This window comes from Burkholderia sp. JPY481, from assembly GCF_038900515.1.
In the GTDB taxonomy this organism is placed as follows: domain Bacteria; phylum Pseudomonadota; class Gammaproteobacteria; order Burkholderiales; family Burkholderiaceae; genus Paraburkholderia; species Paraburkholderia youngii.
In genome coordinates this window covers 805,621-829,258 of record NZ_JAYMRT010000001.1, presented here as the reverse complement: position 1 = coordinate 829,258, position 23,638 = coordinate 805,621, and the positions used below count along the sequence as shown (strand labels likewise).

At 63.5% G+C, this 23,638-nt stretch carries 23 protein-coding genes and 1 tRNA gene; 17 read left to right on the top strand and 7 right to left on the bottom strand.

Going from position 1 to position 23,638, the window contains the following annotated elements; translation table 11 throughout:
* Nucleotides 1-22: 22 nt before the first annotated feature.
* Both VSR82_RS03795 and wrbA read right to left on the bottom strand, forming a co-directional pair.
* Nucleotides 23-541, bottom strand: coding sequence for a DUF2069 domain-containing protein (locus tag VSR82_RS03795; RefSeq protein WP_498857493.1), 519 nt, complete (start codon nucleotides 539-541; stop codon nucleotides 23-25).
* A 10-nt stretch (nucleotides 542-551) separates the two neighbouring features.
* Nucleotides 552-1,154, bottom strand: a complete 603-nt coding sequence (gene wrbA / locus VSR82_RS03790) for an NAD(P)H:quinone oxidoreductase (protein WP_429458618.1) — start codon at nucleotides 1,152-1,154, stop codon at nucleotides 552-554.
* Nucleotides 1,155-1,296: 142 nt separating this feature from the next.
* On the opposite strand from wrbA, the gene VSR82_RS03785 reads away from it, so the two are divergent.
* Nucleotides 1,297-2,607: a YihY family inner membrane protein gene (locus VSR82_RS03785; RefSeq protein ID WP_410847790.1), complete on the top strand. Its 1,311-nt coding sequence runs from the start codon at nucleotides 1,297-1,299 to the stop codon at nucleotides 2,605-2,607.
* Nucleotides 2,608-2,641: 34 nt separating this feature from the next.
* Here VSR82_RS03785 and VSR82_RS03780 read toward each other — a convergent pair whose 3' ends face one another.
* The 3 genes from VSR82_RS03780 to VSR82_RS03770 all read right to left on the bottom strand — a co-directional run bounded on the left by VSR82_RS03780 (nucleotide 2,642) and on the right by VSR82_RS03770 (nucleotide 5,248).
* Nucleotides 2,642-2,962, bottom strand: a complete 321-nt coding sequence (locus VSR82_RS03780; protein WP_429458619.1) for an Mpo1-like protein — start codon at nucleotides 2,960-2,962, stop codon at nucleotides 2,642-2,644.
* Between the two features lie 118 nt (nucleotides 2,963-3,080).
* Complete coding sequence (locus tag VSR82_RS03775; protein ID WP_429458620.1) at nucleotides 3,081-3,914, bottom strand: alpha/beta fold hydrolase; 834 nt, start codon at nucleotides 3,912-3,914, stop codon at nucleotides 3,081-3,083.
* Nucleotides 3,911-5,248, bottom strand: coding sequence for an O-acetylhomoserine aminocarboxypropyltransferase (locus VSR82_RS03770; RefSeq protein ID WP_498857492.1), 1,338 nt, complete (start codon nucleotides 5,246-5,248; stop codon nucleotides 3,911-3,913). The genes VSR82_RS03775 and VSR82_RS03770 overlap by 4 nt, the downstream gene beginning before the upstream one ends.
* A gap of 286 nt (nucleotides 5,249-5,534) precedes the next feature.
* Here VSR82_RS03770 and VSR82_RS03765 point away from each other — a divergent pair, with 286 nt between their 5' ends.
* The 3 genes from VSR82_RS03765 to aroC all read left to right on the top strand — a co-directional run bounded on the left by VSR82_RS03765 (nucleotide 5,535) and on the right by aroC (nucleotide 9,335).
* A complete protein-coding gene (locus tag VSR82_RS03765) occupies nucleotides 5,535-6,002 on the top strand; it encodes a CBS domain-containing protein (RefSeq protein ID WP_176108073.1) in 468 nt (155 codons plus the stop codon).
* Between the two features lie 154 nt (nucleotides 6,003-6,156).
* Nucleotides 6,157-8,094: an MFS transporter gene (locus tag VSR82_RS03760; protein ID WP_498857491.1), complete on the top strand. Its 1,938-nt coding sequence runs from the start codon at nucleotides 6,157-6,159 to the stop codon at nucleotides 8,092-8,094.
* 140 nt (nucleotides 8,095-8,234) lie between these two features.
* Nucleotides 8,235-9,335, top strand: a complete 1,101-nt coding sequence (aroC, locus tag VSR82_RS03755) for a chorismate synthase (protein ID WP_008924141.1) — start codon at nucleotides 8,235-8,237, stop codon at nucleotides 9,333-9,335.
* A 174-nt stretch (nucleotides 9,336-9,509) separates the two neighbouring features.
* Here the strand turns inward: aroC and VSR82_RS03750 are convergent, their stop codons facing one another.
* Nucleotides 9,510-11,183, bottom strand: a complete 1,674-nt coding sequence (locus tag VSR82_RS03750) for an electron transfer flavoprotein-ubiquinone oxidoreductase (protein ID WP_429458623.1) — start codon at nucleotides 11,181-11,183, stop codon at nucleotides 9,510-9,512.
* 188 nt (nucleotides 11,184-11,371) lie between these two features.
* Between VSR82_RS03750 and VSR82_RS03745 the strand changes: the two genes are divergently transcribed.
* Nucleotides 11,372-12,148, top strand: a complete 777-nt coding sequence (locus VSR82_RS03745) for an SDR family oxidoreductase (protein WP_013089927.1) — start codon at nucleotides 11,372-11,374, stop codon at nucleotides 12,146-12,148.
* 56 nt (nucleotides 12,149-12,204) lie between these two features.
* Entirely contained in the window at nucleotides 12,205-12,636 is a 432-nt protein-coding gene (locus VSR82_RS03740; protein WP_498857490.1) for an acyl-CoA thioesterase, read from the top strand.
* Between the two features lie 48 nt (nucleotides 12,637-12,684).
* On the opposite strand, the gene VSR82_RS03735 is transcribed toward VSR82_RS03740, so the two are convergent.
* A complete protein-coding gene (locus VSR82_RS03735) occupies nucleotides 12,685-13,230 on the bottom strand; it encodes a helix-turn-helix transcriptional regulator (RefSeq protein ID WP_429458626.1) in 546 nt (181 codons plus the stop codon).
* Nucleotides 13,231-13,453: 223 nt separating this feature from the next.
* Between VSR82_RS03735 and VSR82_RS03730 the strand changes: the two genes are divergently transcribed.
* The 11 genes from VSR82_RS03730 to pheS all read left to right on the top strand — a co-directional run bounded on the left by VSR82_RS03730 (nucleotide 13,454) and on the right by pheS (nucleotide 23,623).
* A complete protein-coding gene (locus VSR82_RS03730) occupies nucleotides 13,454-14,158 on the top strand; it encodes a CoA transferase subunit A (protein WP_429458628.1) in 705 nt (234 codons plus the stop codon).
* 2 nt (nucleotides 14,159-14,160) lie between these two features.
* Complete coding sequence (locus tag VSR82_RS03725; protein ID WP_013089923.1) at nucleotides 14,161-14,802, top strand: CoA transferase subunit B; 642 nt, start codon at nucleotides 14,161-14,163, stop codon at nucleotides 14,800-14,802.
* A 228-nt stretch (nucleotides 14,803-15,030) separates the two neighbouring features.
* Nucleotides 15,031-15,945 carry an alpha/beta fold hydrolase gene (locus tag VSR82_RS03720; RefSeq protein WP_429458630.1) on the top strand — a complete coding sequence of 305 codons (915 nt, stop codon included), beginning with the start codon at nucleotides 15,031-15,033 and terminating at the stop codon, nucleotides 15,943-15,945.
* Between the two features lie 78 nt (nucleotides 15,946-16,023).
* On the top strand, nucleotides 16,024-16,377 hold the full coding sequence (locus VSR82_RS03715; protein ID WP_018435253.1) for a RidA family protein: 354 nt from the start codon (nucleotides 16,024-16,026) through the stop codon (nucleotides 16,375-16,377).
* A 69-nt stretch (nucleotides 16,378-16,446) separates the two neighbouring features.
* Nucleotides 16,447-18,690, top strand: a complete 2,244-nt coding sequence (locus VSR82_RS03710) for a RelA/SpoT family protein (RefSeq protein ID WP_429458632.1) — start codon at nucleotides 16,447-16,449, stop codon at nucleotides 18,688-18,690.
* Nucleotides 18,691-18,795: 105 nt separating this feature from the next.
* A tRNA-Val gene (locus VSR82_RS03705) sits at nucleotides 18,796-18,872 on the top strand.
* A 252-nt stretch (nucleotides 18,873-19,124) separates the two neighbouring features.
* Nucleotides 19,125-21,032 (top strand): threonine--tRNA ligase, encoded by a 1,908-nt coding sequence (gene thrS, locus VSR82_RS03700; RefSeq protein ID WP_410847798.1) that lies wholly within the window; start codon nucleotides 19,125-19,127, stop codon nucleotides 21,030-21,032.
* Between the two features lie 49 nt (nucleotides 21,033-21,081).
* Nucleotides 21,082-21,606, top strand: coding sequence for a translation initiation factor IF-3 (infC, locus tag VSR82_RS03695; RefSeq protein WP_075643713.1), 525 nt, complete (start codon nucleotides 21,082-21,084; stop codon nucleotides 21,604-21,606).
* 258 nt (nucleotides 21,607-21,864) lie between these two features.
* Nucleotides 21,865-22,062, top strand: a complete 198-nt coding sequence (gene rpmI / locus VSR82_RS03690; protein WP_006052501.1) for a 50S ribosomal protein L35 — start codon at nucleotides 21,865-21,867, stop codon at nucleotides 22,060-22,062.
* 29 nt (nucleotides 22,063-22,091) lie between these two features.
* Entirely contained in the window at nucleotides 22,092-22,451 is a 360-nt protein-coding gene (gene rplT, locus VSR82_RS03685; RefSeq protein WP_006052502.1) for a 50S ribosomal protein L20, read from the top strand.
* Between the two features lie 158 nt (nucleotides 22,452-22,609).
* Nucleotides 22,610-23,623, top strand: a complete 1,014-nt coding sequence (gene pheS, locus VSR82_RS03680; RefSeq protein WP_018435256.1) for a phenylalanine--tRNA ligase subunit alpha — start codon at nucleotides 22,610-22,612, stop codon at nucleotides 23,621-23,623.
* Nucleotides 23,624-23,638 lie beyond the last annotated feature (15 nt).

Genomic DNA, 23,638 nt, shown 5'->3' with positions numbered 1-23,638 from the left:
TGACGGTTTTGAAGCTTGGACGTCAGGCGGGCGGGGTTGGTTCGCGGGTGGTTTGCTTTACGGCCTGCTTTGCGGCTTGTTTCGCGGCGCGTTTCGCCGCGCGCTTGAACGGCCCCACATACGCGAGCGCGCAGGTGAAGAAGATCACGGCGAGCGCTGCTTGCAGCCAGCCGAGCCGCGCGCCCAGGCCTTGATCGCTCCAGCCGCGCACGACGCCTTCGGCGAAATACAGCAGGACCAGCATCGACGCCCATTGCATCGTATAGAGCCGACGCCGCCACACGCCCGGCAACGCGGAGAGCAGCGGCAACGCCTTCAGCACGAGCAGGGAGCCGCCAGGCCGCAACGGCGCGAGCCACCATTCCCATGCGACCGCCAGCACGATCATCGCGACCAGTGTGAAAGCGGCGACGAGCGCGGCGGCGGCTTTGGGCTGCACGGGTACGACGGTTGCGGCTGCCGACGTGCTTGCGAATTCCGCGCCGCTGGTGTCCCGACGGGCGTCGTCGCGGTCGGTTGGTTGCGGGTGCGGGTCGTTCACGGCTTTGCGCTCACGGCCTTTCTGACATCGACGCCGCCGTGCGCGCAACCCGCGCACCCAGCGCGATGGCGAGCGTCCGTTCGTCGGCGGAGATGCCATGGCCGGTCGTGCCCACGCGCGAGAAATGCGACGCGCCGTACGGCGTACCGCCGGTTTGCGTGGTGGACAGCACGCTCTCCGTGTACGGAATGCCGACGATCAGCATGCCGTGATGAAGCAGCGGCAGCATCATCGACAGCAGCGTGGATTCCTGGCCGCCGTGCAGGCTGCCGGTCGACGTGAACACGCAGGCCGGCTTGCCCGCCAGCGCGCCCGATAGCCACTGCGGCGTGGTGCCGTCGAGAAAGTATTTGAGCGCGGCCGCCATGTTGCCGAAGCGGGTCGGCGAGCCGAGCGCGAGGCCCGCGCATTCTTCGAGGTCACGCAGCTCGACGTACGGTGGTCCTTCGGCGGGAATGTCCGGCTCGCTCGCCTCGCAGACCGTGGAAACCGCCGGTACGGTGCGCACGCGCGCCTGCATGCCGGGGACGCTGTCGACGCCGTGCGCGATCGCCAGCGCGAGCTCGCGCGTGGCGCCGTGACGGCTGTAATAAAGCACGAGAATGTCTTTCATAGGCCTCATCATTGAACGGGTATTATAGGGGTTCGGTCCGTTGCACAGGCCATTCATAGCCGTTCGGCCAGCAGGTCCGGCCGAACGCCGCACGGGGTTCCCGCAGTCCCGTTCCGACGGTTTAGCAAGCAAGGAGGCAGGTTTGTTGGTTAGGGTGCGTTTCGATCTCGACACGCTCAAACGGCTCGCGGCATTCGCCGCGCAACGCATCGGCGAGGACCGGATTCCGCAGGTCGCGGGCAGCCTGACGTTCACCACGATGCTCGCACTCGTGCCGCTCGCCACCGTCGCGTTTGCGCTGTTCACCGCGTTTCCGATCTTCAGCTCGTTCCAGGCGTCGTTGCAGTTTTTTCTTGCCGATCACCTGATGCCCGCGCAACTGAACGATCAGATCTTCAAGTATCTGAACCAGTTCGCGTCGAAGGCCAAAGGGCTGACCACGATCGGCATGATCATCCTGTTCGTCACCGCGGTGATGACGATGATGACCGTCGAGTCCGCGTTCAACGTGATCTGGCGCGTGCGCAAGGCGCGGCCCGTCGCGCAGCGCATTCTCGTGTACTGGGCGATCATCACGCTCGGTCCGATCCTGATCGGCGTGAGCCTGTCCATCTCGTCGTATCTGTTCACGCAATCGATGTCGTTCAGCGCCGCGCAGCGCATCACACCGCTGATCGAATGGGCGCTCGCGAGCGCCACGCTGCCGTTCACGATGCTCGCGTTCACGATCCTTTACGTTTATTTGCCGAACTGCCGTGTCGAATGGCGCGACGCGGTGGTCGGCGGCGTGATCGCCGCGGTCGCGTTCGAGCTCGCCAAGCGCGGCTTCGGGTACTACGTGCGCCGTATTCCGACCTATACGGCCGTGTACGGCGCGTTCGCCGCGGTGCCGCTGTTCCTCGTGTGGATGTATCTGTGCTGGTTCATCACGCTGACCGGCGCGATGATCGCATCGGCGTTGCCGGCGATCCGCATCGGTCAGTTTCACCGCCCGGTGTTCTATGGCAGCAATCTGTTCGATTCGCTCGAATTGCTCGCGCGGCTGTGCGAAGCGCGTGAGGGCGGCAGACGCGGCTACACGATGCCCGAGCTTGCACGCATGCTTCGCCGCGACAAGGATACGACGCTGATTCTGTTGCAGCGTCTCGAGGAGATCGAATGGATCGCGCGGCTGGAGGAGGACCATACCGGCCCGCACTACGTGCTGCTCGCTAACCCGGCGCAGGTGACCGTGCAGCGGCTGTACGACCTGTTCGTGATCGACCGCGCGGAGCTCACGTATCAGCTCGAACTCGACTCCACGCGGGTTGACGGCGGCATGCTGCTCGCCGCGCTCGACAACGACCAGCTGAAGGTGACGCTCGCCGCGCTGCTCGCTTCGCGCGCGGCGGCAAGGGCGGCGCGACCCGGAGACGAACGTGCGGCGGCTTCGATGCCGCACCAGGCGGCATGACAGGTCGGCTCGACTTCGAGCCGACCTGGTAAAACTACAACGATATCTTCCCCACGCAGATGTCCTTGAACATCACCCAGTCGCCCATCAGGCTGTAAAGCGGATGACGGAAGGTGGCCGGCTTGTTCTTTTCGAAGAAGAAATGGCCGACCCACGCGAAACCATAGCCGCACACCACGGTCGCCGGCAGCCATACCCAGTTGCCGGTGGCGAGCGCCATCGCGAGAAAGCCAATTACACCGAGCGAGCCGACGAAATGCAGCCGCCGCGACGCGATGTTGCGATGCTCGCTCAGGTAGTACGGGTAAAACTCCGCGAAGCTCGCGAAGTGATCGGTATGTGCTGTATGAGCCATAACGGCCTCCGGAGGCTGAAAAAGACAGCTTCAAATCATTCTCCGGCGATCGCCTGCCTAACGCAACCTGGCCATTTGGCCAACGGCGCGGCAGGTTCGGCGTGGATATCGTCGTGATTCAGCGCGCTTCGTGCGGCGCACGCGTAGCGAAGCTGTACAGCGCATCGAGCGTCGCGTCGGGTTGCTCGGTCATCAAAGCGTGGCCCGCATCGAGCATGACGGTGTCGACCGGCGTGCCCGCCTGCGCGAGCGCATCGGCGAGCGCTGTCGCCGCGCGCGGTGGCGTCATCGCATCGCGCCGGCCGACGATCAGGCGCGTCGCGCAACGCACCTGCGCCGCGCGGGCGAGGCCGTCCGCATAGGTATGGCATGCGGTGAAATCGGTGTGGAACAGATGCGGTTCGCCGCTAGCGGACACGTGCTCCATCAGCCGCTGGTTCATACCGTGCAGCCAGAAGCCGGGGCCGGGGCACGAGGGCTTCGCCGCGAGCGTCGAATGCGACCACTGATTGACCATGTCGATCGCCTCGGGCTCCCGATTGAGCGCGGCGTCGAGCAGCGCGTCGGAAACCGTCATCGGCAGCGCGCTCGCGAGCAGCGCAAGATGCGTGGCGCGCTGCGGATAGCGGCCGGCGAAGTCGAGCGCGATCAGCGAGCCCATGCTGTGACCGGCGACGAATGCACGCGCGACGCCCACGGCATCGAGCAGCGCGGCGAGCCAGTCGGCCAGCGCGGCGATGCTGGCGAGCGCGGGGCCGGCGCTGCGCCGGTGGCCCGGCAGGTCGAGCGCGAGCACGCCGAAGCCGTGATGCGCGAAATAGCGGCTTTGCAGCGCCCACACGCTGTGATCGTGCTCGGCGCCGTGGATGAACACGGCGCTCGGCAGGCTCGCGTCGAAGGGTTTGCCGCCGGTGTAGGCGTAGGCCGGTTTGCCTTGGACGGTGACGATCATGCGGACTCCGGTCGGGCGGGGGCGTTCGTGGCGGCGGGCGCCGCAGCGGCGGTTTTTTGCGCGGCCTTCAGCGCGCGCTTGAGATCGTCGATCAGGTCATCCGGATCTTCGAGCCCGATCGACAGACGGATCGTGCCTTCGGTGATGCCGGCCGCGGCGAGCGCCGTGGCATCCATGCGGAAGTGCGTCGTCGATGCCGGGTGGATCACCAGCGAGCGCGCGTCGCCGACGTTCGCGAGGTGCGAGAACAGCGTCAGCGCTTCGATGAAGGCGCGCCCGGCCGCGCGGTCGCCGCGCAGGTTGAAGCTGAACACCGCGCCGGCGCCGCGCGGTAGCAGCCGCTTCGCGAGCGCGTGGTCGGGATGCGTCGGCAGCTCGGGATAGGCAACCGATTCCACCGCCGCATGACCGGCGAGAAACTCGACCACGCGGCGTGTGTTCGCGACGTGCCGCTCCATGCGCAACGGCAGCGTCTCGATGCCTTGCAGCAATTGCCACGCGGCCTGCGGATGCAGGCACGCGCCGAAGTCGCGCAAGCCTTCGCGCCGCGCGCGCAGCAGGAACGGCGCGACCGTGCTTTCCTCGGCGAACACCATGCCGTGGAAACCGTCGTACGGCTCGGTGAATTCGGGAAAGAGGCCGGAAGCCTCGAAGTCGAACGTGCCGCCGTCGACCAGCACGCCGCCGATCGTCGTGCCGTGGCCGCCGAGAAACTTGGTCGCCGAGTGGTAGACGAAGTCGGCGCCGTGTTCGAACGGGCGCAGCAGGTAGGGCGTCGTGAAGGTCGAGTCGACCAGCAACGGCACGCGGTGCGCGTGCGCGATCTGCGCGAGCGCGGCGATGTCGAGCACCTCGAGGCCCGGATTGCCGAGCGTTTCGCCGAACAGCAGGCGCGTGTTGGGGCGCAGCGCGGCACGCCACGCGTCGAGGTCGCCGGGCTTCACGAAGGTCGTCTCGATACCGAAGCGCCGCAGCGTGTAATGCAGCAGATTGTGCGAGCCGCCGTACAGCGCGCTCGACGCGACGATGTGCGAGCCGGCGCCCATCAGCGTCGCGATCGCCAGATGCAGCGCGGCCTGGCCGCTCGCGGTGCCGATCGCGCCGGCGCCGTTTTCGAGCGCGGCGACGCGCTCTTCGAACACGGCGACGGTCGGATTCGAGATGCGCGAGTAGACGTGGCCGGCGCGCTCCATGTTGAACAGCGCGGCGGCGTGGTCCGAGTCGCGGAACGAAAACGACGTGGTCTGGTAGATCGGCGTCGCGCGCGCGCCGGTGGCGGGGTCGGGGGCAGCGCCGGCGTGCAGCGCAAGCGTATCGAAACGGTTGGCGGACATCGTGTGCGGCGGGCCGGGAGGGGCCACGCGAATGATCAGGGTGGGCCGGCCATCCTATCATTGGCGCGCGCCGCTTCAAGCGCGGTTTTCCCGCGGGTGGAGCACGGGTTTGTGCGGCTCGTGCCGGGAGCGGGGCATGCTCGCTATCTGAAAGTCAGCTGAATTGGAGCCCCCGAAAGCCCGCCGAGCCTTGGCTGGCGGGCCGCTTTCCTTTTATGGGCCTTTCCGATAGGATCGAAACAACCATTTAATGCACTGCAAGATTGGCGGTACCAGGAGATAGATGATGCGAGTCAGCGACATTCTTAAAGTCAAGGGCAACACCCTTTTTACGGTCACGCCGGATACCACGCTGCATGACGCCGTCATCACCATGGCCGAGCACGACATCGGCTCGCTCGTCGTGATGGAGTACGGCGACCTCGTCGGCATGCTGACGTTTCGCGAAATCATTCTGACCTTGAGGGAGAACGGCGGCAGCGTCGGTACGTCGACGATCCGCAAGGTGATGGACGACCATCCGCTCACCTGCACGCCCGAAACCGACGTCAACGAAGTGCGCCGCATGATGCTCGAGCATCACGTGCGTTATCTGCCGGTCATGGAAAGCCGCACGCTGATGGGCGTCATCTCGTTTTACGACGTCGCCAAGGCGGTGGTCGAGGAGCAGGGGTTCGAGAACCGCATGCTGAAGGCCTATATCCGCGACTGGCCGGAAGAGCAGGAAGGACAGGACCAGCAGCCGGCGCGTTGATGCGCGTGGCTCGAACGTCGCGCTCCGGCCGTCGCCGCGAGCGCGAATCTGCCGACAGGGCGCGCGCGCAAGCGGGCGCTTTTTTTGTGTCCGGGCCGTTTGTCCGCCGCTCCGCGCGCTTCATTGCCATTTTCCGCGCCGTTGTTCTGAATTCATGAACGATCGTCCGTTGCCTGCCGCCCGGCGCGCCGCTCGCGCGCACGAAGCGCACGAATCCCAGTTCCGCCTGCTTCGCCAGCGCCGTTTCGCGCCGTTCTTCTGGACGCAGTTTCTCGGCGCGATGAACGACAACGTGTTCAAGATCGGCTTCACGTCGCTCGTCACGTATCAGGCGGCGCGGTTTTCGGGTGTCGACCCAACAACCGCGGCGTTCCTGATCTCGGCGATTTTCATTTTGCCGTTCGTGCTGTTTTCGGCCACTTCCGGCCAGATCGCGGACAAGTACGACAAGGCGTTGCTCACGCGTCTCGTCAAGACTTTCGAGATCGCGGTGATGCTGGTCGGCGGCGCGGGCTTCTGGCTGCATAGCGCACCGTTGCTGTATCTCTGCACGTTCCTGATGGGCGTGCATTCGACCGTATTCGGGCCGGTCAAGTATTCGTATCTGCCGCAGCATCTGTCGAAGGCGGAGCTGGTCGGCGGCAACGGCATGATCGAGATGGGCACCTTCGTCGCGATCCTGGTCGGCACGATCGTCGGCGGCGCGGGCGCGGGGTTCGCCGAGCATGGCGCGGTGGTGCTCGCTGGCGCGTGTATCGCGATCGCGCTGATCGGGCGCGCGGTCTCCGGCTTCGTGCCGGCTACGCCGGCGCCGCAACCCGGGTTGCGCATCAACTGGAACCCAGTCAGCGAAACGTGGCGCAATCTGAAACTGGCGCACGAGAACCGCACGGTGTTTCTGAGCCTGCTCGGCATTTCGTGGCTGTGGTTCGTCGGCGCGACGTTCCTCGCGTCGTTTTTCAATTTTGCGAAGGACGTGCTGTCCGCCGATCCGGACGTCGTGACCGTGCTGCTCGCCACGTTCTCAATCGGCATCGGCATCGGCTCGCTGCTGTGCGAACGGCTGTCGAAGCGGCGGATCGAAGTCGGCCTCGTGCCGCTCGGCTCGATCGGCATGAGCGTGTTCGCGATCGATCTTTTTTTCGCGAGCCACGCGCTGCCGCCGCCGGGGCATCTGCTCAGCGTCGGCGAATTTGTCGCGCGGCTCGCGCATTGGCGCGTGCTCGCCGATCTGTTCCTGCTCGCGATGTTCGGCGGCTTCTACAGCGTGCCGCTCTATGCGCTGATTCAGAGCCGTAGTCAGCCGAGTCATAGCGCGCGCATCATCGCCGCGAACAATATCCTCAACTCGCTGTTCATGATCGTGTCGGCGCTGATGGCGATGGCCCTGACCGCCGCGGGCTTCAGCATTCCGGCAATTTTTCTCGTCACCGCGCTGCTGAACGTGGTCGTCGCGGGCTACATCTATTCGCTCGTGCCCGAGTTCCTGCTGCGCTTCGTTGCGTGGCTGCTCGTGCATACGTTTTACCGGATCCGGCTCGTGCACGCGGAGCGCATTCCGGAGCACGGCGCGGCGGTGCTCGTGTGCAACCACGTCAGTTTCGTCGATGCGATCGTCATCATGGCCGAAAGCCCGCGGCCGATCCGCTTCGTGATGGACCATCAGATCTTCCGCTCGCCGTTCATCGGCTGGCTGTTCCGGCATGCGAAGGCGATCCCGATCGCGCCCGCGCATCAGGACGCGGCGCTGCTCACGCGTGCCTACGATCTGTGCGCGCAGGCGCTCGCGGACGGCGAGCTCGTGTGCATCTTTCCCGAAGGCAAGCTGACGCGCACCGGCGAACTGAATCCGTTTCGCCACGGCGTCGCCGAGATCGTCAGGCGCACGCCGGCGCCGGTTATTCCGATGGCGCTGCGCGGTCTGTGGGGCAGCGTGTTTTCGCGCGCGGTCGACGCCCACTGGCCGCGTCCGCTCAGAAAGGGCGTGATGACCCGGCTGAGCCTCGCGGTCGGCGAGCCGATCGACCCGGCGCTCGCGACGCCGGAAACACTGCAGCAGATCGTGACCGAGCTGCGCGGCGCGCGCAAATAGCCTTGGGCCGGTGCGCGGATGCTGAGGTCGCTAGTTTGCCCAGTATCACCCGCATTCGGCAGCGCTGTCGCCCAGCCCCGCCTTAGAGGCGAGCGGGCTGGCATAATAGCGTTCTCCCCGAATTTCTTTGGACGACGCTCATGTCCGGCAACACGCTCGGTACGCTTTTCACTGTCACGACCTTCGGCGAATCGCACGGCCCCGCTATCGGCTGCGTGATCGACGGCTGCCCGCCGGGCATGGCGCTCAACGAAGCCGATATCCAGTTCGAACTCGATCGCCGCAAGCCGGGCACGTCGCGCCACGTGACGCAGCGCCAGGAAGAGGACAAGGTCGAGATCCTGTCGGGCGTGTTCGAAGGTCAAACCACCGGCGCGCCGATCGCGCTGCTGATTCGCAATACCGACCAGCGCAGCAAGGACTACGGCAACATCGCCGAGACGTTCCGCCCCGGCCACGCCGATTACACCTACTGGCAGAAGTACGGCATTCGCGATTACCGCGGCGGCGGCCGCTCGTCGGCACGGCTGACGGCGCCGACGGTCGCGGCGGGTGCGGTCGCGAAGAAATGGCTGCGCGAGAAGTTCGGCACCGAGATTCGCGGCTATATGGCCGCGCTCGGCGAGATCGACGTGCCGTTCGTCGATTGGGCCCAGGTGCGCGAAAACCCGTTCTTCGTGCCGAATGCCGAGATCGTTCCGCAGCTCGAGGCGTATATGGACGCGCTGCGCAAGGACGGTGACTCGATCGGCGCGCGCATCAACGTGGTTGCCTCCGGTGTACCGGTCGGCCTCGGCGAGCCGCTGTTCGACCGCCTCGACGCCGACATCGCGCACGCGATGATGGGCATCAACGCGGTGAAAGGCGTCGAGATCGGCGCGGGCTTCGCGAGCGTCGCGCAACGCGGCTCGGTGCATGGCGACGAGTTGACGCCGGAGGGCTTCGTCGGCAATCACGCGGGCGGGGTGCTCGGCGGTATATCGACGGGGCAGGACATCACGGTGTCGATCGCGATCAAGCCGACCTCGAGCATTCGCACGCCGCGCCGTTCGATCGACAAGGCGGGGCAGCCGGTGGTCGTCGAAACCTTCGGGCGGCACGACCCGTGCGTCGGCATTCGCGCGACGCCGATCGCCGAATCGATGCTTGCGCTCGTGCTGATCGACCACGCGCTGCGCCATCGCGCGCAATGCGGCGATGTGGCCGTGAGCACGCCAAAGATCGCGGCGAGCGCGCCATAACGCCGACGCGGCCCGAGATTGGCGGCGAACGAGCCGCCATGAAAAAGAATAGGGAAGGGGACCAACGAAACGCGCAACAATGCGCGCAGACGAAAGCGCGAGCGCGCTATCGGAATTTGCCTTCGCGACGCTGCCGCTTATCGCACAGCGCCGCAAAGGCAAACAGCACAACAGTTACATGTTCGGATAGTTCGGCCCGCCACCGCCTTCCGGCGTAACCCACACGATATTCTGCGTCGGATCCTTGATATCGCAGGTCTTGCAGTGCACGCAGTTCTGCGCATTGATCACGAGTCGCTCGTTGCCTTCGTCGTTCTTCACGAACTCGTACACGCCAGCCGGGCAATAGCGCGACTCCGGTCCGGCGTAGGTCTGCCAGTTCACGTTGACCGGTACGGTCGGATCTTTCAGCGTCAGATGCGCCGGCTGATTTTCCTCGTGATTCGTGTTCGAGATGAACACCGATGAGAGCCGGTCGAACGTCAGCTTGCCGTCCGGCTTCGGATACGTGATCGGCTTGCACTGCGAAGCCGGCTTCAGCATCTCGTGGTCGGAATGCTGATGATGCAGCGTCCAGGGCACGTTACCGCCGAGCAGCTTCTGCTCGACGCCGACCATCAGCGTGCCGAGGTAGAGACCCTTGCTCATCCACTGCTTGAAGTTACGCGCGCGATACAGCTCGGTGTAGAGCCACGACGTCTTGAAGGTTTCCGGATAAGCGGTCAGTTCGTCCGACTGACGGCCGGCCTGGACGGCGGCGAACGCGGCGTCGGCGGCGAGCATGCCGGTCTTGATCGCGGCGTGCGAACCCTTGATGCGCGACGCGTTCAGGAAGCCCGCGTCGTCGCCGACCAGCGCACCGCCCGGGAAGACCAGCTTCGGCAGCGACATCAGACCGCCCGCGGTGATCGCGCGCGCACCATACGACACGCGCTTGCCGCCTTCGAGAATCGCGCGGATCGCGGGATGCGTCTTATAGCGCTGGAATTCCTCGAACGGCGACAGATACGGATTCGAATAGCCGAGGCCGACCACGAAGCCGACCACGACCTGGTTGTTGTCCATGTGATAGAGGAACGAGCCGCCGTACGTGTCGTTTTCAAGCGGCCAGCCGGCCGTGTGCATCACCAGACCCGGCTTGTGCTTCGCGGGATCGATCTCCCACAGCTCCTTGATACCGATGCCGTACACCTGCGGATCGACGCCGTCGCGCAGCTTGAACTTCTCGTTCAGCTGGCGGCCGAGGTGGCCGCGCGCGCCTTCGCAGAACAGCGTGTACTTCGCGTGCAGTTCCATGCCGAGCTGGAAGTTCTCGGTCGGCTCGCCGTCCTTGCCGATGCCGAGGTTGCCGGTCGCGACGCCCTTGACCGAGCCGTCGTCGTTGTACAGCACTTCAGCGGCCGGAAAGCCCGGGAAAATTTCGACGCCGAGCGCCTCGGCCTGTTGACCCAGCCAGCGCGTCACGTTCGCGAGGCTGATCACGTAGTTGCCGTGGTTCTTGAAATTGTCCGGCAGCGCCCAGTTCGGCACGCTCTTCGCGCCCGTCGCCGACAGAAACAGGAAGCGGTCTTCGGTCACCTCGACCGTCAGCGGCGCGCCTTTGTCCTTCCATTCCGGGATCAGCTCGGTCAGCGCGCGCGGGTCCATCACCGCGCCCGACAGAATATGCGCCCCGATCTCAGAGCCTTTTTCGAGTACGCATACGCCAAGCTCGACGCCTTGTTCGGCGGCGCGCTGCTTCAGACGAATGGCAGCCGACAGGCCCGCAGGGCCGCCGCCGACGATGACGACGTCATACTCCATCGACTCGCGCGGGCCGTACTGCTCAATGAGACTTGCGGGGGTCATTGATGCTCCTCTTACCGTTAGAATGCTTTTTTCGGGTTCGTATTGTGGGCGATCGATCCCTGCGCCGCAACCCAAAAGCCACAGATTAGCACGAGCGTACTATTTCATGATACGGTATAGACCCTTAGTCGCGGTCGTACCAAACCCCGTCAACCGCAGTTGTCCTTACAACCGAACAAGGAAAGACAATGGGCCGTTCGATCAATCTGGAAGGCAAGGTCGCGCTGATCACTGGCGCCTCGAGCGGGTTGGGCAAGCGCTTCGCGCAGGTGCTGTCGCAGGCGGGCGCGAAGGTCGTGCTGGCGAGCCGACGTACCGAGCGGCTCAAGGAGCTGCGTGCGGAAATCGAGGCGTCCGGCGGCGCCGCGCACGTGGTGTCGCTCGACGTGACCGACTACCAAAGCATCAAGTCGGCGGTCGCGCACGCGGAGACCGAAGCCGGCACCATCGATATCCTCGTCAATAACTCGGGCGTGTCGACTACGCAGAAGCTGTCCGAGGTCACGCCGGCGGACTTCGAATACGTGTTCGACACCAATACGCGCGGCGCTTTTTTCGTCGCGCAGGAAGTCGCCAAGCGCATGATCATGCGCGGCAACAACGCACAGAAGCCGTCGTACCGGATCATCAACATCGCGTCGATGGCGGGCTTGCGCGTGCTGCCGCAAATCGGCCTGTATTCGATGAGCAAGGCCGCGGTCGTCCACATGACGAAGGCGATGGCGCTCGAGTGGGGCAAGCACGGCATCAATGTGAACGCGATCTGCCCCGGGTATATCGACACCGAGATCAACCATCACCACTGGTCGACCGATCAGGGGCAGAAACTGATTGCGATGCTGCCGCGTCATCGGGTTGGCAAGCCGGAGGACCTCGACGGGCTGCTCCTGCTGCTCGCGGCGGACGAATCGCAATTTATCAACGGCTCGGTGATCGCCGCCGACGACGGTTTCGGGCTCGCGTGAGCGGGCCGTCCTAAGTTTCAACAGTCAGGCAGCAAAAGGAAGAACGGAAGTACAGCATGAACGATTTTCACGCAGTTTTCGAAATGACGATGCCGATTCGATGGGGCGACATGGACGCCTTCGGTCACGTCAACAACACGGTTTATTTCCGCTACATGGAGCAGGTGCGGATTTCCTGGTTCGAACAGATGGACTTTCTCGGCGAGCGCCCGGACGGCCAGGGGCCGGTGATCGTCAATGCGTCGATGGAGTTTCTGAAGCAGCTGCACTATCCAGGTGACGTGATCGGCCGGATGTCGGTGGCGACGCCGGGGCGCAGCAGCTTCGATACGGCTTTCGAGCTTCTGCGTGCCGATGAGCCGGATACGCTCTATGCGCGGGGCGCCGCGCGATGCGTGTGGATCGACTACGCGGCAGGCAAGTCGATGCCGGTGCCCGACGTGCTGCGCGCGGCCATCGAGAGCGCGGCGCTCGTCAAGGCGGCCTGACGGCGCTACCTGAGGACGCGGTCGCGCGCCTCATACTCTCTTTCTCTGTCAATCTCCGAGCAGCCGCTGCAACAGCTCGGTCGCATTGCCCGTATCGTATTTGCGCATGAGCCGCGCACGGTAGACGTCGACCGTGCGCGGGCTGATGTCGAGCACGCGGCCGATCTGCTTGCTGGTCTTGCCCGTCACCAGTTGCGCGGCGATTTCGCGCTCGCGTGGCGTCAGTTCCACCGCCACCCGGCGGGTCGCGCTCAGATCCTCGAAGGTCCAGACGCCCGCCGCGTGCGGGTCGGTGCGCTGCTGCGCGCGGCCCGTCACGTGACACCAGAACAGCTCGCCGTTCGCGCGTTTCATGATGCGGTCGTCAGCGTAGCTGCCTTGCGCGGTCATGATCGGCGGAATGCGCGCGCCGATCCGCTCGAACTCATCCGTCGATGGGTACAACACCTGGAATGACTGACCGATCAGCGCGTCTCGCGCGTAGCCGAAAATCGACGCGAGTTCGTCGTTGCAGTCTTCGATGGTCCGCTCGCGCGACAGCACGAGTCCGATCGGCGCGAGGTGAAACGCAGTGCGGTAATCCAGGGCGGGCATGGGCGGGGCGGCAAGTACTTATGTATTTTTGCGTATTGTGCCGTATGGCAGGGCCAGCGTACTCTTGCGGGCAGATGACAACGCGGCGCATGCCGCGGATGACTACTAGAATGACGTAGCGGTATCGTGAGGCGACGTGAAGTTCGCCAGTTGCGATATCAGTCGCAATGATCCGGCGGCCTGCGCATAGGTTTCGGGTTTCCATAGAGGAAGGGACATACAGATGAACAAAGTCTATCCAGGCGCCGCCGAGGCGCTGAAGGACATCGTCAAGGACGGGCAGACGTTCGCCGTCGGCGGCTTCGGATTGTGCGGCATTCCCGAGGCGCTGATCGCGGCGCTGCGCGATTCGAAGGTGCGGGGCATCACCTGCATCAGCAATAACGCGGGCGTCGACGGTTTCGGCCTCGGCCTGCTGCTCGAGACGCGTCAGATCAAGAAGATGATCTCGTCGTACGTCGGTGAGAACAAGGAGTTCGAGCGCCAGTACCTGGCCGGCGAACTCGAGCTCGAATTCACGCCGCAAGGCACGCTCGCCGAGAAGCTGCGCGCGGGCGGCGCGGGCATCCCGGCGTTTTTCACGAACACCGGCTTCGGTACGCAGATCGCCGAGGGCAAGGAAACCCGCCAGTTCGGCGAGAACCACTACGTACTCGAACATTCGCTGACCGCCGATATCGCGCTCGTCAAGGCGTGGAAGGCCGACAAGGCCGGCAACCTGATCTATCGCCGCACCGCGCGCAACTTCAATCCGATGTGCGCGATGGCGGGCCGCATCACCGTCGCGGAGGTCGAAGAGATCGTCGAAGTGGGCGAACTCGATCCGGACGCGATCCATACGCCTGGCATCTTCGTGCAGCGCATCGTGCTGAATGCGCATCCGGAAAAACGCATCGAACAACGCGTCGTCCGCGCGAAAGGAGACTGATCATGGCATGGACTCGTGACGAAATGGCCGCGCGCGCGGCGAAGGAACTGCAGGACGGTTTTTATGTGAACCTCGGCATCGGCTTGCCGACGCTGGTCGCGAACCACGTGCCGGCGGGCGTCGAAGTGTGGCTGCAGTCGGAGAACGGTCTGCTCGGCATCGGCCCGTCGCCGACCGAAGATGAAGTCGACGCGGACCTGATCAACGCCGGCAAGCAGACGGTGACCACGCTGCCCGGTTCGTCGATTTTCTCGTCGGCGGATTCGTTCGCGATGATTCGCGGCGGCCACATCAATCTGGCGATCCTCGGCGCGATGCAGATCAGCAAGAAGGGCGATCTCGCGAACTGGATGATCCCGGGCAAGATGATCAAGGGCATGGGCGGCGCGATGGACCTGGTCGCGGGCGTCAAGCGCGTGGTCGTGCTGATGGAGCACGTTGCCAAGGGCGATCAGCACAAGATCCTCGAAGAATGCACGCTGCCGCTGACGGGCGTGGGGGTGGTCGACGAGATCATCACCGATCTCGGCGTGATCGAAGTGACCGAAAACGGCTTGAAAGTGACCGAACTTGCACCTGGAGTGAGCGTCGACGAAATCAAGGCGAAGACCGGCGCGCCGCTCGATGTGAGCGCGGTGAGCTGACGAGGGTTCAAACGCCGCTGCGCGCGTCGATGCGACCGCGCGGCGGCAACGATGTTTTCGGACGGGCGAGACGCGAGTCTTGCCCGTTCTATTTTTTTGGCGCGCGGCGCCGGATGCGCCGGACGGTTTGCACAACCTTCCTACGCCTTCTGGCCGATGCTTGCCGCGCGACGAAGCGGTTTACAATCGTTCGCAGCCCAATCCGCAGCGTCTTTGCAAGGACACCAGATGAGCGCAACGACTTCCGCTTCCCCCACCGGGCGGCCCGAGCCGCGTCAACGTTACGTGCAGTGCGCGAGCGCTGCCGGCCTGCATCGCGTCGCCTACACCGAGTGGGGCGATCCGGACAATCCGCGCGTGCTGCTGTGCGTGCACGGACTGACACGATCGGGGCGCGATTTCGACCGGCTCGCTGCCAACTTCGCGGAAACCTATCGCGTGGTGTGCCCGGACGTGGTTGGCCGGGGCTTGTCGTCGTGGCTCGCGAACCCCAACTTATATGCGGTGCCGCAGTACGTCGCCGACATGGTCACGCTGATCGCGCGGCTCGACGTCGACACCGTCGACTGGTTCGGCACCTCGATGGGCGGCCTGATCGGTATGGGGCTCGCCGGTCTGCCGGACACCCCGATCCGCAAGCTGCTGCTGAACGACGTCGGGCCGCATCTGGAGCCGGTCGCGGTCAAGCGCATCGGCGATTACCTCGGCAAGCCCGCGCGCTTCGATACGCTGCAGCAGGGTGTCGACTACGCGGCGCAACTCGCGCAGGGCTTCGGCCCGCTGACGCCTGACGAATGGCGCGAAATCAATACGCCGTTGTTGCGCGAAGACGACGGCGCGTGGGTGCTGCGCTACGACCCGCGCATCGCCCAGCCGTTCGCGGCGGTCACCGAGGAAGCGGCGAAGCTCGGCGAGGCGGCGCTGTGGCATTCGCTCGCGTCGTTTCAGGGGCCGGTGCTCGTGGTGCGCGGCGAGCATTCGGATTTGCTGTCGCGTGAAACGGTCGCAAAGATGGTGGCGGCCGGGCGTGCCGTAGCGAGCGTGGAGATCGCGGGCGTCGGTCATGCGCCGGCGTTTCTCGCGGCGGACCAGATCGCGCTCGCGAGGGAGTTCTTCATCGGTTCGGCCGCGAACGGGTCATAATATTGAGTTCCGCATGAAGCTTTTATCAGCAGTGTCGTGCGGCATGTAGTTCGATCAACCCTCAGCTCAGGACATTTCATGGCAGTCATTCGTTATCACGTCGGCAAGCGTCTCTCGGAAATGGCCGTGCACAACGGCACTGTGTACCTCGCGGGTCAGATCGCCGAGGACGACGATCAGGACATCACCGGCCAGACGCGTGAAGTGCTCGGCCACATCGACCGTCTGCTCGCTGAAGCGAACAGCGACAAGTCGCTGCTGCTGTCGGTGCAGATCTATATCTCGGACATGGCGCATTTCGCCGGCATGAACGCCGTGTGGGACGAGTGGGTCGCGCAGGGCGACACGCCGCCGCGCGCGACCGTCGAGGCAAAGCTCGCGAATCCGAAGTGCCTCGTCGAAATCGTCGTGATCGCGGCGCAGCGCAGCTGACTTGCGGTTGCGAGGCCGCACCGTTGCTGATTTTCCGTTGAATCGTCTGGCCCGGCGGGCCGTCGCACCATGAATACCGAAACCGTTCCGAACGCGCCTCACCCCCATCGTTCCTTCGACGAAGCGATGGCGTTCGTGCGCGAACATGCGGGCGAGGTGCGGCTGTCGTCGGGCGAATTGCTCGCGGATCACGCGGCGGGCACCGCGTCGATCATGCGCAAGCTCAACGTCGATCCGCCGGCGGTGCTGGCCGCGGCGCTGTTCGCGCTAACACCGCATCTGCACGATCCGGAGCGGGTGATCGCCGACAACTTCGGCGAAGAAGTCGCGCAACTGGTCGGCGACGTGCGCAAGCTGCTGCGGCTCGGCACGGTCAGTTTGCGTGCGGCACAAAACGCGATGCCCGAGGCCGGGCGTGACGCGCAGGCTGCGCGCCGCGCGCAAGTCGAGGCGCTGCGCAAAATGCTGCTCGCGTTCGCGCAGGACATTCGCGTCGTGCTGATCCGCCTCGCGTCGCGGCTGCAATCGCTGCGTTACTACGCAGCCGCGAAGATCACGCCGTCGCCGGACGTCGCGCGCGAAACGCTCGATATCTACGCGCCGCTCGCAAACCGCCTCGGCATCTGGCAATTGAAGTGGGAGCTCGAGGATCTCGCGTTCCGTTTCGAGGAGCCGGACACCTACAAGCGCATCGCGAAGCTGCTCGACGAGAAGCGCGTCGAGCGTGAGAGCTATGTCGCGCAGGCAATCGAACGCCTGCAGCAGGAGCTGGCCGCCGCGCATATCCGCGCCGAAGTGAGCGGCCGGCCGAAGCATATCTACAGCATCTGGCGCAAGATGCGCGGCAAGCAGCTCGACTTCGCGGAGCTGTACGACGTGCGCGCGTTTCGCGTGATCGTGCCGGACATCAAGGACTGCTACACCGTGCTCGGCATCGTGCACAACCTGTGGCAGCCGGTACCGAAGGAGTTCGACGATTACATCTCCCGGCCGAAGCCGAATGGCTACAAGTCGCTGCACACGGTCGTGATCGGCGACGACGGCCGCGCGTTCGAAGTGCAGATCCGCACGCAGGAAATGCATCGCTTCGCCGAATACGGCGTTGCCGCGCACTGGCGCTACAAGGAAGCGGGTGCGCGCGGCTATGGCGGCACGTTCACCGCGAGCGAGAAATACGACGAGAAGATCGCCTGGCTGCGACAGCTGCTCGCATGGAAGGACGAGGTGTCCGAGGGTGAGCATGGCGAAGCGGGCGCGGTGCAGCCATGGGAGCAGTTGCGCCAGGCGACGCTCGACGACGATCACATCTACGTGCTGACGCCGCAGGCGCGCGTGATTCCGTTGCCGCACGGCGCGACGCCGATCGACTTCGCGTATCACCTGCACAGCGAGCTTGGGCATCGTTGCCGCGGCGCGCGCGTCGACGGCGTGATGGTGCCGCTCAACACCGCATTGCAGAACGGCCAGACGGTCGAGATCGTGGCGGTGAAGGAGGGCGGTCCGTCGCGCGACTGGCTCAATCCGCAACTTGGCTATCTGCAAAGTGGGCGAGCGCGGCAGAAGGTGCGCGCGTGGTTCAACGCGGTCGAGTTGCAGGAGCACATCGCGAACGGTCGCGCGATGGTTGAAAAAACCCTGCAGCGCGAAGGCAAGACCTCGGTCAATCTTGATCAGTTGGCCGCGCGGCTTGGTTTCAAGACCACCGACGACCTGTTCTCCGTGGTCGGCAAGGAGGAATTCAGCCTGCGGCTCGTCGAGCAGGCGCTGCACGACGCGCCGCCGCCCGAGCCCGAGGTCGAGGCACCGGAAAAATTCGAGAAACGCAGCAGTGGCGCGAGCGTCGCGCGCGGCGCGTCTACCGGCGTGCTGGTGGTCGGCGTCGATGCACTGCTCACCCAGCTCGCGCGCTGCTGCCGCCCCGCGCCGCCCGACGATATCTGCGGCTTCGTCACGCGCGGCAAGGGCATGTCGGTGCATCGCAGTGACTGCGCAACGTTCCGCCGCATGGCAGAGCGCGCGCCGGAGCGTGTGCTGCAGACCGCGTGGTCGGCTGACGTGATGAGCGGCCGCGGCCAGTCCGTCTACCCGGTCGATCTCAGCATTGAGGCGACGGACCGACAGGGCTTGCTACGTGATATCTCCGAAGTGTTCGCGCGGGAAAAGATGAACGTGATCGGCGTGAAGACGCAATCGCGCCGCAATGCCGCGTTCATGCAATTTACCGTCGAGGTATCGAGCTCTGCGCAGATCCAGCGCGCGTGCACGTTGCTGGGCGAAATCACGGGAGTGGTGCGGGCGACGCGCAAGAACTGAGGCCGGGACGATTGAAAAAAGGCCTGCTGACGGCGAGACGAATTAAAGTCGCTGCATAAAAGTACTTGCCAAGCTGCGATATACCCCATATACTCTCGTTTCTTCAGGCTCGTAGCTCAGCTGGTTAGAGCACCACCTTGACATGGTGGGGGTCGTTGGTTCGAGTCCAATCGAGCCTACCAACGAAATGAAATTCCGGCTTCGCCGGGGTTTCGCAAACTGCAGTAAGCGCTTGGAGCGCAAGAGGCGAATACGGTTATGACACCGCGAACGTTGACCGAAACCACTTCGGAACGACGCTAGTCGAGGACCACTTTCGCCAGTGATGTTTGCATAAAATGTGAATGCGGCCCCTCGAAAGCGGGGCCGCATTTTTTTTGTCTTTTTGACCCTGGTTGTATGTGCCGCCGCCGGTCGGCACCACGGAGAACGCAATGGTTTCGATACGTTTGCCTGACGGTTCTGTTCGACAGTACGAGCATCCGGTGACCGTCGCCGAAGTGGCCGCTTCGATCGGCCCCGGCCTCGCGAAAGCCGCACTCGGCGGAAAGATCGACGGGGAGTTGGTCGATACCTCCGCGCTGATCGATCGCGACGTGGCGCTCGCCATCGTCACGGAGAAGGACGCGGACGGACTCGATATCATCCGCCACTCGACGGCGCACCTGCTCGCGTATGCGGTGAAGGATCTGTACCCCGAAGCGCAAGTTACGATCGGCCCGGTCATTGACAACGGCTTCTATTACGACTTCTCGTACAACCGTCCTTTCACGCCGGAAGACCTCGAAAAGATCGAAAAACGCATGCAGGAGCTCGCGAAGAAGGACGAGCCGGTGTCGCGTCGCGTGGTGTCGCGCGACGAAGCGGTCGAGTACTTTAAGAGCATCGGCGAAAAGTACAAGGCCGAAATCATCGAATCGATCCCGGCCAGCGACGAAATCAAGCTGTACTCGCATGGCGGCTTCACGGACCTCTGCCGTGGCCCGCACGTGCCGTCCACGGGCAAGCTCAAGGTCTTCAAGCTGATGAAAGTCGCGGGTGCCTACTGGCGTGGGGACTCGAAGAACGAGCAGTTGCAGCGCATTTACGGCACGGCCTGGACGAAGAAGGAAGACCAGGAAGCGTACCTACACATGCTCGAAGAGGCCGAAAAGCGCGACCATCGGAAGCTGGGCAAGCAGCTCGACCTGTTCCACATGCAGGACGAGTCGCCGGGCATGGTTTTCTGGCATCCGCGCGGCTGGACGCTGTGGCAGCAGGTCGAGCAGTACATGCGCCGTCGCGTGAACGACGCCGGCTACCTTGAAATCAAGACGCCGTTGATCATGGACCGCTCGCTGTGGGAAGCCTCAGGACATTGGCAAAACTATCGTGAAAATATGTTCACGACCGAGTCGGAAAAGCGCGACTACGCGATCAAGCCGATGAACTGCCCCGGTCACGTACAGGTGTTCAACCACGGTCTGCGCTCGTATCGCGATCTGCCACTGCGTTACGCGGAGTTCGGTTCGTGCCATCGCAACGAATCGTCGGGCGCGCTGCATGGTCTGATGCGCGTGCGCGGCTTCGTGCAGGACGACGCCCATATTTTTTGTACTGAAGACCAGTTCATCAGCGAATCGATCGCGTTCAATACACTGGCGATGAGCGTCTACCGCGACTTCGGCTTCGACAACGTCGAGATCAAGCTGTCGCTGCGTCCGGATGCGCGCGCCGGTACCGCCGAAACGTGGGATCGCGCGGAGCAGGGGCTCCGCGAGGCGCTGACGGCCTGCGGCGTCACGTGGGAAGAACTGCCCGGCGAGGGTGCGTTCTATGGCCCGAAGGTCGAGTATCACATCAAGGACGCGCTCGGCCGATCGTGGCAGTGCGGTACGCTGCAGCTCGACATGGTGCTGCCGGAGCGTCTGGGCGCCGAATACGTCGCCGAAGACAACAGTCGCCGTCGCCCGATTATGTTGCACCGGGCAATTGTCGGATCGATGGAACGCTTCCTCGGAATTCTGATCGAGCACCATGCTGGTGCAATGCCCGCCTGGCTCGCGCCGATGCAGGTCGTCGTGATGAATATCGCGGAAAGCCAGGCCGAATATGCGCAGTCGCTAGCCCAATCGTTGCAAAAACAAGGGGTTAGAGTCGAGGCTGATTTGCGCAACGAGAAGATTAGCTATAAAATACGCGAGCACACGCTGGAAAAGGTGCCGTACCTACTGGTGGTCGGCGACAAGGAGCGTGAAGCGCAAACGGTAGCCGTGCGTGCCCGTGGCGGTGTCGATATGGGTGTGATGCCTGTTGACGCCTTCATTGAGCGTCTGCGCCAGGACGTGCAGTCGTTCAACTAATCCACTTGGTACCCGGCTCGTTTTTTTTAATTTTTAGAGGAAACGTAACATCGCTACTGATAAGTCTGCGCACCGCATCAACGGTGAAATTACAGCACCCGAGGTGCGACTGGTCGGCGTCGAGAACGAACCGCTCGGCATCGTGAAACTCGCTGATGCGTTCCGCATGTCGGAACAGCAGGACGTGGATCTGGTCGAAATCGCCCCGCAGGCGGTTCCGCCGGTTTGCCGCTTGATGGACTACGGCAAGTTCAAGTACCAGGAAGCGAAGAAGCAACACGAGGCCAAGCTCAAGCAGAAGGTCATCCAGGTCAAGGAAGTCAAATTCCGCCCGGGTACTGACGACGGTGATTACAACGTCAAGCTGCGCAACCTCGTCCGCTTCCTCGAAGACGGCGACAAGACGAAAATCACGTTGCGTTTCCGTGGCCGCGAAATGGCTCACCAGGAAATCGGCATGCGCATGCTCGAACGCCTGCGCACCGATCTCGACGAAGTCGGTCAGGTCGAGCAGATGCCGAAAATGGAAGGGCGCCAGATGATCATGGTGCTCGCTCCGAAGAAAAAGAAGTAAGCACGAAGCAGTTGGCCGGAGCGGCGGCGTGCCATGTGGCCCGCGCTCCGGTAGCGCAAGGTTGTTTGATGCTGTGCTAGGTGTCCAGCGCGGTGTTGGAAAGTTTCGGAACGTCGCGCATGCAAGCGCGCAGTCGTTCCCGAAAAGCGGCCGCTGGCGGTATCGGCGGTCTGCATACCAAGTGGAATGGGTTTCGAAGGGCGGGAAATGGTCATCTGGCCGACCGCACACCCATGTCCATCTAATAATGGAGTTGTCATGCCGAAGATGAAGACCAAGAAGAGCGCTGCAAAGCGCTTCGTGGTGCGTCCGGGCGGTACCGTCAAGCGCGGTCAGGCCTTCAAGCGTCACATTCTTACCAAGAAGACCACCAAGAACAAACGCCATCTGCGCGGCTCCACGGCAGTTCATGATTCCGATCTGAACTCCGTTCGCGCAATGCTGCCGTTCGCTTAACCCTTAACCGACACTCATAGGAGCGAAACATGCCTCGAGTAAAACGTGGGGTTACCGCACGGGCCCGTCACAAGAAGATCATCAAGCTGGCCAAGGGTTACCGCGGCCGTCGCAATAACGTCTATCGCATCGCCAAGCAGGCGGTCATGCGCGCAGGCCAGTACGCCTACCGCGATCGCCGCAACAAGAAGCGTGTGTTCCGCGCACTGTGGATCACGCGTATCAACGCGGCGGTGCGTCAGCACGACATGACGTACAGCGTGTTCATCAACGGCCTGAAGAAAGCGTCGATCGAACTGGACCGCAAGGTGCTGGCCGACATGGCTGTGTTCGACAAGGCTGCTTTTGCTGCGATCGTTCAGCAGGTGAAAGCCGCCGTTGCAGCCTGATTGCGCTTCTGGCAATTAAAACTGCGTGGTTCGTTGCAGCGAACATCCGGTCGTCTCGGTGACGCTGCAACAAAAACGGGGCTCCTCACCGAGCCCCGTTTTTGTTGGTAGAACCAGTTTTGTTTCGATAGAACACTGACGTTGAAATGATGGGATCAATGGATCTGGACCAGATTGTCGCCGACGCGCAAAAAGCCTTCGCAGAAGCCCCCGACGTCACCACCCTCGAGAACGAGAAAGCGCGCTTTCTCGGTAAGGCGGGTGCGCTGACCGAGCTGTTGAAGGGTCTTGGCAAACTCGATCCTGAAACGCGCAAGACAGAAGGCGCTCGGATCAACCTCGTCAAGCAACAGGTCGAAGCGGCGCTGACGGCACGTCGTCAGTCGCTCGCCGACGCGCTTCTGAACCAGCGCCTCGCCGCTGAAGCGATCGACGTCACGCTACCGGGCCGCGGCGCCAATGCAGGCAGCCTGCACCCAGTGATGCGCACCTGGGAGCGCGTCGAGCAGATTTTCCGTACGATCGGATTCGACGTGGCCGACGGCCCCGAGATCGAAACCGACTGGTACAACTTCACCTCGCTGAACAGCCCGGAAAACCATCCGGCGCGTTCCATGCAGGATACCTTCTACGTCGACGGCAAGGACGCCGACGGCCGCCCGCTGCTGCTGCGTACGCATACGAGCCCGATGCAGGTACGCTACGCGCGTACCAACACGCCGCCGATCAAGGTGATCGTGCCCGGCCGCACGTATCGCGTGGATAGCGACGCCACGCATTCGCCGATGTTCAACCAGGTCGAAGGCCTGTGGATCGACGAAAACATCAGCTTCGCGGACCTGAAGGGTGTCTATACCGACTTCCTGAAAAAATTCTTCGAGCGCGACGACATTCTCGTGCGCTTCCGACCGTCGTATTTCCCGTTCACCGAACCGTCGGCCGAGATCGACATGCAGTTCGAAACGGGCAAGAACGCGGGCAAGTGGCTCGAAATTTCGGGCTCCGGCCAGGTGCATCCGACAGTGATCCGCAACATGGGTCTGGACCCGGAGCGCTACATCGGCTTCGCTTTCGGCAGCGGCCTCGAGCGTCTCACGATGCTGCGTTACGGCGTGCAGGACCTGCGCCTGTTCTTCGAAAACGACCTGCGTTTCCTGCGTCAATTCGCATGAACCGGCGCGCACGAG